Here is an 11,301-nt window from a genome sequence, read left to right as displayed (position 1 = left end):
GCTCCTACCGCTTTCCAGGAGTTGGTTTAAAGGGACTTTGCTAGAAGCCCATTGGCCCGATTGAAGGGGGCATGTCAGCTCGAGCGCGTATTGCCGAAGGTTGGTATCACCTTGACTTCGAAGCGGAGCTTGCCGAACTGGAGGGTGCACTGTGATAGAGGCAATCTCAGAATTTGGGCTCAACGTCATTGAATGTCCAATCGCAAGAAAACACTTTTGTTACCGGCCACCTAGTTGGCCACCGCCAGCAGACTGGGTGGTCAGCTTAGACGAGAATGGCAATCCCAAGTCGAGATGGAGTGACCCATATTGGGATTTCTCTGCGTGGCGTGGTAGTTCCCTTCGATTCGACTTCTCAGGAGGACACCACAATCGAAGCGCTCCCGCGCTTGGTCCCGAGAATCAGAATGTCATGAGAACGTTGGCCACCTGGATTCTGTGGGGCCCCATGGGCGCTCGAAGCTGGTCGAACCTCAAAAGGCATTTTAACCTTCTGCGCCGGATTGTTGCTCTTTGTGAAGCTGAGCGAATCGTTGCATGCGACCTCGTTCGCTATCCAATTTTGGTCGATAAGCTCGCGGCCTTATACCCCAGGAGCGAAGAAGCTAAAGCCATTCTCCGAATCATGGACCGACTTCTTCGTTCCGAAGTCAGTATTGGATTCACCCTACTGAATGAGGCAGGCCTACTTGCCTTAGCCGGCGCGATGAAAAAAAACAAATCGCGCGAAGCGGGCGCGCAAGTCGACGAAGGCATTGGAGAGCAAACGCCCTACATCCCGCCGCGAATTTGGGTCTACCAAGTACGTCGATTGCGGGAATGCCTTGATGATTTTCTTGAACATCGGGAACGAGTCGAAAATTGCTTTAAGTTCTGTGTCGATGCCTACGCGCATAACTTTGGGACACTTGAGGCAGCATTCCTTTACGAGGGAGACCGCAGCCGCTTTCGTCCATTTACAAAACAACCGAAAAACTTCGGTATCTTAAACGGGCGGCAGTTCTACGGTTCTTTCGAGTTCATCGCTAAAGAGTTCGGTATCTTCGAACTTTTAGAAAAGTGGGTGCTACCGCCGCAAAGAAGCACGATTGAACTGATGTCGTTTACAGCCTATCTGACGCTCGTTCAGACGGTTGGAGCGTCATATATCGCCAACTTCACACTCCAGCGAAAAGAGGAAGTCGCTGCATTGAGGGCGGACTGTCTACGCTGGGAACAGGACCCGGTGCTCGGTCGCATCCCGATTATCTGCGGTGAGACCATTAAGACAGACCCAGACAGCGACGCACGATGGCCCACGAGCAGCAGTGTCGAAGTTGCAGTAAATGCAATGACAGCGGTCGCGAGGCTGCGCATAAATTGTGCCGCCCAAAACCCCACTGCTAACTGCAACAAGGATGACCGCAACAATCCTTTCTTATTCCACAATGCGTTTGAGCCATGGGCGGCGATTCCCGGAAAATGGAAACCCTATTCGACGAGGCCTAAGCTTCAGTCGTACGCGTACTTGTTGCTTCGATACCCCCGCCTATTTGACCTGGAAGTGTTAAAGGTAACCGAAGCGGACCTGGAGATTGCACGCAAGTTCACACCTAATCTCAACAAGGATGGACGATTCGCGGTGGGCAAGACTTGGCCGTTGGCATATCACGAGCTCAGAAGGACGGGCGCCATCAACATGTTCGCCAGCGGGCTACTGTGCGACAGTTCGATTCAAGTCATATTGAAGCATCTCACTCTCTTCCAGACTCGTTACTACGGTCGAAATTTCAGCCGCCTTCGATTCAGTGAAGACTTCGAAAATCAAGTCGTTTCTGCTCGATACGAAGTCATGAGCCGACAGATACAGGCCCTTGTCGGCGAACACTATATCTCACCGTATGGCGACGAACGAAAGGACGAAGTTATCGTCAATTTGGTTGGCACCCGAGACTTTAAGGCGCTTATTAGGGCTGCCGAAAATGGAGATGTCCCATTCCGGGAGACGAGGCTTGGCGCATGCGCTAAGCGTGGACATTGTGACTACGGTGGAATCGAATCAGTAGCGCGTTGCTCTGGCGGCGATGGTAAAAATCCTTGCCATGATGTGTTATACGACACACGAAAACGACCCATGGTAGAACGTCAACTTGAAAGCATCAAAGTACAGCGCAGAAAGTCATCAATCGACAGCCCTCGCGCTCAAGCACTGAGCTCCGAAATCACCGGCATGGAAAACTACCTGAGGGTCACCAAGCAGAAGAAGCAACGAGGCACATAGAAAGACGGTTCCGCACGCCCAGTCAGCATTCAGATGAGCGCAGCCCCCTGGGGTTGAACGACTGGTTGGAGGGAACAGTTTGAAGAAAGGTGTCTTTGCTTGAACCGCGTTATTTTTAGGGGGCCTGATGAATTTTCGTTCGCGGCGCACAAGCGTAAGACGAAGCAGTGACCTGTCTGCCTCCAAGATACGGTCGTTTGACGGGGCTAATAACCGGTCGCGTTTTTTGTGCAAACCACATCCATAGGTGGGCCGTATGAACGATGCTGTACCAACGAAGACCGAACCTGAAACTGCGGAGCAACGATTTCGAAGCGCTTTCGAGCGTCTAAGAGATGACCGTCCGCTGAGACTGCCGCGCGGAACTTCTGTCAGTCAAAATAATGTTGCTAGAGAGGCCGGCACGGACCCGACCGCACTTCGAAAGAAACGATTTCCGGCGCTGGTTCGCGAAATTCAAGCATGGATACAAATCCATAGCGAACGACAGAAGACGCAACAAGCCAGTCGCAAGCGGGAAAGGCGCAAGCGCGAGGACCTTGAAGCGCAAGTTATGCGGCTTAGAAAGGAACGCGACGATGCGCAGTCTCAACTCACAAGTGCCCATCGCTTGGTGCTCGAAGTCCTACAGAAAAATGCACTTCTTCAGTCTAGGCTCGATGAGCTCCGACCCCCGCCAACCCCGCTGAGAGAGAAGCCTGCGATTATGGACATTCAGCCGCCCAAATAAGTGCATTTTCGTCCTGAGGAATGGACATTGAAAACATATTCATTTCCATAGAAAAAACAACTAGTTACACGATAGTCCATGCTCCTGGAACTCGGGGGTGCCTGCTCAACGTCTGACGTCTGACGATTTCAGCCGTGGACGTCGGGAGCCGATGTCCACGGCTGCAACCACCGCTTCGCCATTTTTCTCTTCTCGCTCCCCTCTCGCCTCTCGCCTCACGCTCATCAGGCAACCCCCTTCGCTTCGTGTGCGCGAACACAGGTTCGCGTCGCCGACGTCGCCCATGGCCTGCTCGGCCCAGCATCGAGGACATTGATTCGATCGCGAGCACACCATGCCATTGCCGATCCGCCGAGCGAACATCCTAGACATCCCTGCCGTGCTTCGTCCGGGCCACAACCCGGCCACGTCGACGGCGGCCACGAACTTGCCGGCTGCGGGGCCGCGACATGGCGTGCCGCCCCCCCTTGGGATGATGCCGAGACGTTACAAGCAGGGGTCCGGGCAGACGGGCGCGCCTTCCCTGCCGCCCCGGCAACCTTTGGCGTCGCTGCTGGGCACCGCGCCGGTCAAATCGACCCCCATGGGGCCGATGGCGCAATATGTGCAGACACCGCCCCGTCCGCCGGTGCCGGCCGCGCTCAGGCCCGGCGGCGGCTATGGCATGGCGGCACAGCCGCCGCTTTCGGCATATTTCAAGCCGAACCGTCCCCCTGTCGCGCCCCCTCCGATGCCCACGCAAGCCAGGCCGCAGCCGCGCCCTCCACTGCCGGAGCGGCCGTCCCAGTACCTGCGACCGAACTATCCGTCGACATCGCTTCACGGCATGCCGACGTCGGCCCCAACGCATCGTCCACCGGCGCCCACCGGCATGACACCAGCGCAGGCGCCGATGAAACGGCCCGGCGCCCACGGTGCGGCGCCGACGTCCGCTCCGGCCAAGCCTGCCGGTACGGCACCCGCCGCAGCGAAGTCGAAATGGGACGGCCGGCCTGTCCTGGTCAACGATCAGTCGTGGTTCACGTTGTCTCACAAGTTTCAGATGGAGATGCAAAAGTTCCGCGGCACCGATCGCGGCGCAAGCGCGGCAAAGGTTCTCAGCGATCACATGACGGGCAATCAGCAGCATGTCTACATGCTCAATGGCGGCAAGCCGGTGGGCGTCATGACATCCGACCTGCGCTCGGATGGCCATGTCCACATTAACGGCGTCGTGACGCATCCCGACACGAAGGGCGTCGGCGGCGCGCTCATCGAGGCGGCGGTCAACATGTCGGCGAAGAACGGCGGATCGGGTATGGTCCACCTGCAATTCCTCGATCAGGCATCGCGCGCCGCCTACAGCAAGCTCGGCTTCCGGTTCGAGGGCGGCTCCGGTGTCAACCTCATTCTGGTCCCTGCTACACGTCCGGACCTGTGGGAGAAGACCGCAGACGGCTATCGACTGAAGAAGCCGGCACCGAAGATGGTTTGATGCCGCTGGCCGGCACGCAGCGCTGCGCTGCGCCCCCGCCGGCCGGTCGACACAGCGGGAGACGCACCGATCCGATCGATCCGGGGAACGTTGTGTATGGGGGGGATTGGCGCAACCCGGATCGGACGCGCCATCGAAAGGACACCACCGGTCGCAGTCCGTCCTGGGCGACGTTGCAGCCAGGGTTAGTCGTTTATCTTGCGCTCAGCGGACTCAGCATCGCCTCGACACCCCGTCCGTTTCATTGTCAGGCGTTTTCCACGCCCTTCCCACTTGCAGTGACGACAACGCGCCTGGACTGTCTTGGCGTGGATTGTCCGAAACATCGTGAAATTCCGGACAATCCGGTAACGCGAAGCCAGTAGACAAGAAGCCGCCCGACATCGAGCAACGCAATCGACTTGGCGTTCGACTGCGCAAAAATCTGCCCGATGTCGTGCGATGCACCGGCGTTATGCCGAGGTAAGTCGGATGACGCCGCACTACGTCCCACTGCGCCTCACGACGTCGAGTGACGTCGATTTAGGCGACGTCACCCCGCGTGGTGATGGTGATGATGCTGGTGTTGCGCGGGGGAGGCGGTACCTGCGGGCGCCGCCATCCCCGGCTGGGTGGTTGCGGACGCAAGCGGGGGCATACTGCCTTCTTTGGAATGACCCGAAAGCGACTGCTTAAGGATCTGCATCATTTCCTGCATCAATTGCTTGATTTCCTTCTCGAGATGCGAGACGTCGCCAGCGGGGCTGGACTCACCGCTTTTCGGGAGCGACGTGGCGGCAGCAGCGTGGGTTGCTGCCGTCGTATTCACTGTCGAGGAATTCACTGTTGTCATGATGTACCTGTGAAATTTACGAAGAGAAGTAGAAACGCGTTGGCGAATATCACGCAGGCGCGCAGGGAGCATTTCATGAGAGACACCCTGCACCTGCACGTCGATGGTGTACCCGCCATATTGGCTACCTCAATCGAATGGGTATCGATAGCGAAAAAAACGAAATCTGCATCGTGAGTCTCTACACTCTTCGGAATACCGACGATGCTTTCGCATCGCTACAGATCGCTGACGGTTTTGCACCGGCCTTCGGGTTGGAATGGTGTGGTTGCCCGTAAAACTTGACGCCATCACGCCATCACGCCCGGCGCCCGACGCGTTCCGGGGGCGCTCACGCAAGGATCGCAAGTCGCTCGCGAATTACGCCCATCCCTCGCGAATGATTCGTGCGATCTGCTCTCCCGTCGCCCGGTTGTGCGCCTGCACGAGCGCCACCGCGCCTGCGTCGTCGCCCGCTTCGCACAGGCGCAGCAACTCGCGATGCTCCGCATGTGAGCGCGACGCGTTGTCCGCCTTTTGCCAGGTCAGGAACAGGTACCGACCGAGGTTGAGGCGTGCCGTGGCGACCGCGCGCTGGAAATACGGGCGCTCGGCCTTGGCATACAACATGCCGTGAAACGCCGCATTACGCGTGACGATGTCCGTCAGATCGGTCGCCGCCTCCAACGCGTCCAGCGCAGCCCGCGCTCGCGCAAGATCCGCACGCGACAGATTCGGCATCGCCAGCGCCATCAGACGTCCCTCCAGCAACGCCCGGTAGTCCGCCAACTCGATCGCATCGTCTTCGGTGAGCGCCGTCACGACGGTGCCGCGATTCGTTCGGCTCACCGCCAGCCCGTCCGAGGCCAGCATCGTGAGCGCCTCGCGCACCGGCACGTGACTCACACCCAGCGACGCCGCGAGGTGATCCTGACGCAACGCCTCGCCCGGTTTCAAATCGCCACGCCCGATCTGCTCGCGCAACGCTTCGTAAGCCCGTTCCACCGCAGTGCCCGTCCCGGATTCCTCACGCATCGATCACCCCATTCCGTTAACTATATATAATAATGTCAAATTATATATTATTTGACGAAAGGTGACGCCGATGTCTCTCCCCCGATCCTCACCCTCATCCCCCCCCTTACCCCCCTCACCCTCATCACCGTCCTCTCGATCGACGCCGCCGGCGCAGTTTTCCTCTCCTTTTTCGGAAACCGAAGCGGTCGCCTCGCCGCACGCTTCCCGCGCCACAGCGGCGGTCTCGCGCATCGCGCCGAACGCCGTCATGTCCAGTAGCGGCGCGTTCCCGCCAGGCCGCCTCTGGCGACATGCCCTGCTCGGCGGGCTCTGCGCCGCCGCCGGCTTGGGCTTGCTCGCCGCGGGACTTCATGGCGACGCGCTCGCCGTGGCCGTCATCGTGCTGCTTTGCCTGAGTTACTGGGCGACGGGTTGGTTGCCGGATTTCCTCGTGTCCTTGCTGCTGATGTTTCTGCTCGCCGCAGGCACCTCGCTCGGCGCCAACGTCGTCTTTTCCGGCTTCACGTCGAGCGCTTTCTGGCTGGTCTTCAGCGGTGCAGTGATCGGCATGGGGTTGCGTGTCACCGGGTTGGGAGAGCGGGTGGCCTCGCGTCTGGCCGATCACTGCGGTCACGCCTACGGACTCGCCCTTGCCGGCTTCGTCGCTATCGCCTTCGCATTGGGGATCGTGATGCCGTCCACGCTGGGCAGAATCGCCATCCTCACGCCCATCGTGCTGAGTTTCTGCGAACGCGTCGGTCTCACGCAGGGACGCCCGGGACGTCAGGGCCTGATGCTTGCCACCGCACTGGCCAGTTGCGAGCTGTCGACGGCGATCCTGCCCGCGAACCTGCCCAATCTCGTCATGGCGGGAACGGCGGAAACCGTCCTCGGACTGCGACTCGGCTATGGTGAATACGCCATCGCCCTCGTCCCCACGCTTGCGATCGTTCGCGGCGTTGTGCTGGTCGTCGTCGCTCAACGCCTCTTCCCGGACCGTCTCGCGTCGCGCGACATCGCACACATATCCAGGGTCGCCATGCCCGGCACGCCAATGCGGGCCGACGAAAGGCGGCTGCTCGCCGCCCTGGCGCTGATGCTCGCCCTCTGGTTGACGGAGCCCTGGCATCACGTGGCGGCCGGTTGGGCCGGATTGGGTATCGCACTGCTGTGCCTCGGGCCGTTGCGCCTGGTGAATCCGGACGCGTTCCTCGCGCAGGTCAAGCTCGCCCCGCTATGGTTCGTCGCCGCGATCATCGGTCTGACGGCGGCCGTCGAGCACGCTGGGCTGGCCGATGCCTTACGTCCGCTGCTCGCCCGCCTCGATCTCGCGCAACTGTCGGCGATGCCCGCCTATCTGACGCTCGTCGCACTGTCGATCGCGCTGACCTTTCTCGTGACCTCGAACGCCGCCCCGGCGCTCTTCACGCCATTGGTCCCTGCCCTCGCTGTCGGCGCGCCATTCGGCGTAAAGGCGGTCCTGTTGACGCAAGCTGTCGGCATTTCCACCATCGCGTTGCCCTATCAGGCGCCACCCCTCGTACTCGCCATGGCGCTGGCCGGCATCGGCATTCGGGACGCGACACGTTATTGCCTTGCCACCGCATGCATGGCACTGCTCACGGTCGTGCCGCTCACGGCGCTCTGGTGGCACGCAATCGGAATCCTTCGGATCTTCTGAGTTTCCTGACTTTCCGGAATTTCCAGACTTTCCGGCCCTTTTCATGGGCCGACAGCTCCGCGCATCCCGAGAAATCATTTCAAACGCTGGTTTGCGATCCTGGCCGGGAGACCATCGCACGGCCACCGCGACGATACTGCCCGATGGCTCGCGAAGACCGTGCCGGCAAGGATTCGACGCCGCATCAGGCCACTCTCCCGACGTCGGCGCAGCGCCGCTGGCACCGCGCAGGTGCGGCGGTTGTGTGCCGTGCGGCGCCGACGGCGGCGCCTCGCCCCGTCGATTCCGCGATCTTTTGGCAGACCGTCTCGACTAATATGGACCGTATCGGGAATGCCCTGCTTGAGACCACTAGTGGCGTCCCGCGACAATCGTTCGTCAGCAGCGTGCGCAGAACAAGACGAAAGAGGCGATTACAGGCGTCTCACGCGAATCACCGAATGCAGTCACCGTCGTCTGGCAACGCCGTTTCATGCAGCCAAGGGGAGGTTCTTGCATGACATCGAAGTCGTCGGCTGTCACGAAAATCGCTCCGCACATCCCGCGCGAGCGTCGCCACTGGTCCGAGGACCCGGCGCGCATTCGCCTTTACAGCGGCGTCGGACTTGTCCTGAGCTTCGCCGTCCTGTTCATCTGGGGCTATCGGTATGCATTGTCCGCCACCCCGACCATCAGCCCTATCGGACTGGACTTCCTGCCGTTCTGGGGCGCATCGCACTTCGTATTGCAGGGACATCCGCTCGATGCCTATAACGTCGACCTGATGTCGCAGGTGCAAATCGCGGAGCAACCGTGGGCCGACAAGATCGGTGGCGTGCTGCCGTGGTTGTATCCGCCGGTAATGATGGTGTTTCTCGCGCCGGTCGCGTTGCTCTCGTTCACCTATGCGTACACGCTATACGCGCTGATCGGCCTCGGTCTCTATTACGCCGCGTTGCGGCGCACGGCCCCCTGGCGCGTCGCGCGTCTGCCGACGCTCGGCTTTCCGGGCGTGCTGCTGGTGATCATTGCCGGTCAGATCGCCCTCTACACGACAGCGCTCGCGGGCTTCTCGCTGGCGCTGTTACGCAAGCGCCCCGTCTGGGCCGGCGTGCTGGCCGGACTGCTCTTCGTAAAGCCGCATGTTGCGCTGCTCTTCCCGCTCGCGTTCCTCTGCGCCCGCGAGTGGCGCGCGCTCGGCGCGTGTATCGCAACCGTCATCGGCACGACGGCGCTTGCCGCCGCGGTCTTCAGCATCGACGTCTACGTCACCTTCCTGCACGCCTCGGAATTCGCGCGGCAAAGCATCGTGAACGGCACGGCGCAGATCGCCCGCGTGCCCACGTTTTTCGTCACCGCACGCATGCTCGGCGCCGCCATCGAAGTCTCTGCCGTCGTCCACGGCATCGTGGCCTTGTGCGCGCTGGCGGTGTTGATCGACTTCTGGCGGCGGCCGGGCGTGTTCGCCTTGCGCGCCGCCACGCTCGTGTGCGCCACCACACTCATCAGCCCGTATCTCTACGATTACGACCTCGCGCTCCTTGCACTCGTGATCGCCTGGTATGTGCGCGACGGCGTTGCACGCGGCTGGCTGCGCGGCGAACGCGAATGGCTTGTGCTGCTGTGGATTACCCCGGCGCTCGGCCTGCTCGGCTCGTTGCAGATCGGCTTCCAGTTCCTGCCATTCATCACGCTGGGCACCCTCGCCATGCTGTGGCGACGTCGTCGTCGCCTCGCACACGTGCGCGAGGGCGAGGCATTCGACACTCCGGACGAAGACCGCAGCGCTGCCGCCGCTCCCGCCGCCCTAACGCGTCACGCCGTCACCGCGCCTGCGTTCACCAGGTAATCGCCATGCCCCGCGCCGCTCGTACCGACACGCCCCACACGTCACACACATCGCATACGCCGGCGACTTATCGTGCGCCGCTGATTTCACTCGTCGTGCCATGCCACAACGAAGCGCCGGCGCTCGACAAGTTCTACCACGCCGTCGCCCCGGTCCTCGACAGCGTAGCGAACGTGCGCTTCGAAATCGTCTGCGTGAACGACGGCAGCACCGACGACACGCTGAACGCCCTGCTTGCATTGCGACGCAAGGACGCGCGTATCCGCGTCATCGATTTCACCCGCAATTTCGGCAAGGAAGCGGCCCTGAGCGCAGGCATCGATGAGGCGCAGGGCGACGCCGTCATCCCCATCGACGCCGACCTACAAGACCCGCCCACCCTGATCCCGGTGATGATCGAGCGCTGGCGCGACGGTGCCGAAGTCGTGCTCGCCAAGCGCACCAACCGCGCAAGCGACAGCTTCGCCAAGCGGGTGGCGGCGGGCTTGTATTACCGCGTCCACAACCGGTTGTCGGAGGTCAAGCTGCCGGAGAACGTCGGCGATTTCCGGCTGATGGACCGCCGTGTCGTGACCGCCATCAAGCGGCTGCCCGAGCGCCGCCGCTTCATGAAGGGGCTGTTCGCGTGGGTCGGATTCCATACGGAAGTCGTGGAGTACGTCCGCGATCCGCGCAGCGCGGGCGAATCGAAGTTCTCCGGTTGGCGACTGTGGAACTTCGCGCTCGAAGGCATTACCAGTTTCAGCACCGTGCCGTTGCGCTGCTGGACCTATATCGGCGTGTCGCTGGCGCTGATGTCGCTCGCCTATGGCAGCTACATCGCATTGCGCACGATCATTCACGGCGTGGACGTGCCCGGCTATGCCTCGTTGCTCGTAGGCACGCTCTTTCTCGGCGGGATTCAACTGGTCGGCATCGGGGTGATCGGGGAGTACGTCGGGCGCATTTATTACGAATCGAAGGGACGTCCGCTGTATCTCGTGCGCCGCCGCTACCAGGCCAGCGTGAAGGTCAGCCACTTGCCGTCGCGTGCCGGGATGCGCGTACTCACGCGCCTCGATACGTCCAGTAGCGGTGGAGCAGGAAAGTCGTCGGCGGCACGGTCAGCACGACCGCTGCGATCCCGAGCCAATGGTTCCCCCCCAGATGCTCGACCGTTCGTGCGACGAACGTCGTGAGCACAAGCCCGAAGACCGACACGGGCAAAAACCGCGCGAGGCTCGTGCGATGAACGCGCGCCGAAAAACTCCATAACGTGTTCAGCAGGTAGGAACACGGTGTTGCGACGCAGAAAGCGACCGCGTTGGCCGGCACCGATCCCACACCGAACACCGCGATGAGCGTGATCGCCACGATCACGTGCACAGCCGTCGCCACCCCTCCCGAGACCCCGAAGCGCATGAGCGGCACGACGAACGTACGCACGTGCGGCGACGTGCGCCAGCGTTGCAGGCGTGTAGTGGCCTCGGAGGAGGACGTCTGACGCAGATCCGGCATCGG

General features: G+C 61.2%; 8 protein-coding genes and 1 pseudogene. 6 read left to right on the top strand and 3 right to left on the bottom strand.

Annotated features, from left to right (window positions below; all coding sequences use genetic code 11):
* The first annotated feature begins 412 nt into the window (after positions 1-412).
* The 3 genes from PAN31108_RS23375 (at position 413) to PAN31108_RS23365 (ending at position 4,464) form a co-directional block, all read left to right on the top strand.
* Positions 413-2,260 carry a hypothetical protein gene (locus PAN31108_RS23375; protein WP_150671154.1) on the top strand — a complete coding sequence of 616 codons (1,848 nt, stop codon included), beginning with the start codon at positions 413-415 and terminating at the stop codon, positions 2,258-2,260.
* Positions 2,261-2,516: 256 nt separating this feature from the next.
* Positions 2,517-2,990, top strand: coding sequence for a hypothetical protein (locus PAN31108_RS23370; protein ID WP_150671153.1), 474 nt, complete (start codon positions 2,517-2,519; stop codon positions 2,988-2,990).
* 334 nt (positions 2,991-3,324) lie between these two features.
* Complete coding sequence (locus PAN31108_RS23365; RefSeq protein ID WP_150671152.1) at positions 3,325-4,464, top strand: GNAT family N-acetyltransferase; 1,140 nt, start codon at positions 3,325-3,327, stop codon at positions 4,462-4,464.
* Positions 4,465-4,996: 532 nt separating this feature from the next.
* On the opposite strand, the gene PAN31108_RS23360 is transcribed toward PAN31108_RS23365, so the two are convergent.
* A complete protein-coding gene (locus PAN31108_RS23360; RefSeq protein ID WP_174995119.1) occupies positions 4,997-5,296 on the bottom strand; it encodes a hypothetical protein in 300 nt (99 codons plus the stop codon).
* A 360-nt stretch (positions 5,297-5,656) separates the two neighbouring features.
* Complete coding sequence (locus tag PAN31108_RS23355) at positions 5,657-6,310, bottom strand: GntR family transcriptional regulator (RefSeq protein WP_150671150.1); 654 nt, start codon at positions 6,308-6,310, stop codon at positions 5,657-5,659.
* Positions 6,311-6,560: 250 nt separating this feature from the next.
* Between PAN31108_RS23355 and PAN31108_RS23350 the strand changes: the two genes are divergently transcribed.
* The 3 genes from PAN31108_RS23350 (at position 6,561) to PAN31108_RS23340 (ending at position 10,979) form a co-directional block, all read left to right on the top strand.
* Positions 6,561-7,973 (top strand): SLC13 family permease, encoded by a 1,413-nt coding sequence (locus PAN31108_RS23350; protein ID WP_174995118.1) that lies wholly within the window; start codon positions 6,561-6,563, stop codon positions 7,971-7,973.
* 496 nt (positions 7,974-8,469) lie between these two features.
* Positions 8,470-9,801: a glycosyltransferase family 87 protein gene (locus PAN31108_RS23345; RefSeq protein ID WP_150671148.1), complete on the top strand. Its 1,332-nt coding sequence runs from the start codon at positions 8,470-8,472 to the stop codon at positions 9,799-9,801.
* A 5-nt stretch (positions 9,802-9,806) separates the two neighbouring features.
* Positions 9,807-10,979: a glycosyltransferase family 2 protein gene (locus tag PAN31108_RS23340; protein ID WP_150671147.1), complete on the top strand. Its 1,173-nt coding sequence runs from the start codon at positions 9,807-9,809 to the stop codon at positions 10,977-10,979.
* On the opposite strand, the pseudogene PAN31108_RS26885 reads toward PAN31108_RS23340, so the two are convergent.
* Positions 10,924-11,202, bottom strand: a pseudogene (locus PAN31108_RS26885) (GtrA family protein); the annotation flags it as partial. The gene PAN31108_RS23340 and the pseudogene PAN31108_RS26885 sit on opposite strands and share 56 nt — an antisense overlap.
* Positions 11,203-11,301: the final 99 nt, after the last annotated feature.

Origin of the sequence: Pandoraea anhela (genome assembly GCF_902459655.1) — a bacterium.
Lineage (GTDB): Bacteria > Pseudomonadota > Gammaproteobacteria > Burkholderiales > Burkholderiaceae > Pandoraea > Pandoraea anhela.
This window is presented reverse-complemented; position numbering and strand designations above follow the sequence as displayed.

Bases quoted from the DNA above. Each gene is read 5' to 3' on its own strand.
- PAN31108_RS23375 (WP_150671154.1), top strand. From the start codon at position 413: ATGAGAACGTTGGCCACCTGGATTCTGTGGGGCCCCATGGGCGCTCGA.
- PAN31108_RS23370 (WP_150671153.1), top strand. From the start codon at position 2,517: ATGAACGATGCTGTACCAACGAAGACCGAACCTGAAACTGCGGAGCAA.
- PAN31108_RS23365 (WP_150671152.1), top strand. From the start codon at position 3,325: ATGCCATTGCCGATCCGCCGAGCGAACATCCTAGACATCCCTGCCGTG.
- PAN31108_RS23360 (WP_174995119.1), bottom strand. From the start codon at position 5,296: ATGACAACAGTGAATTCCTCGACAGTGAATACGACGGCAGCAACCCAC.
- PAN31108_RS23355 (WP_150671150.1), bottom strand. From the start codon at position 6,310: ATGCGTGAGGAATCCGGGACGGGCACTGCGGTGGAACGGGCTTACGAA.
- PAN31108_RS23350 (WP_174995118.1), top strand. From the start codon at position 6,561: ATGTCCAGTAGCGGCGCGTTCCCGCCAGGCCGCCTCTGGCGACATGCC.
- PAN31108_RS23345 (WP_150671148.1), top strand. From the start codon at position 8,470: ATGACATCGAAGTCGTCGGCTGTCACGAAAATCGCTCCGCACATCCCG.
- PAN31108_RS23340 (WP_150671147.1), top strand. From the start codon at position 9,807: ATGCCCCGCGCCGCTCGTACCGACACGCCCCACACGTCACACACATCG.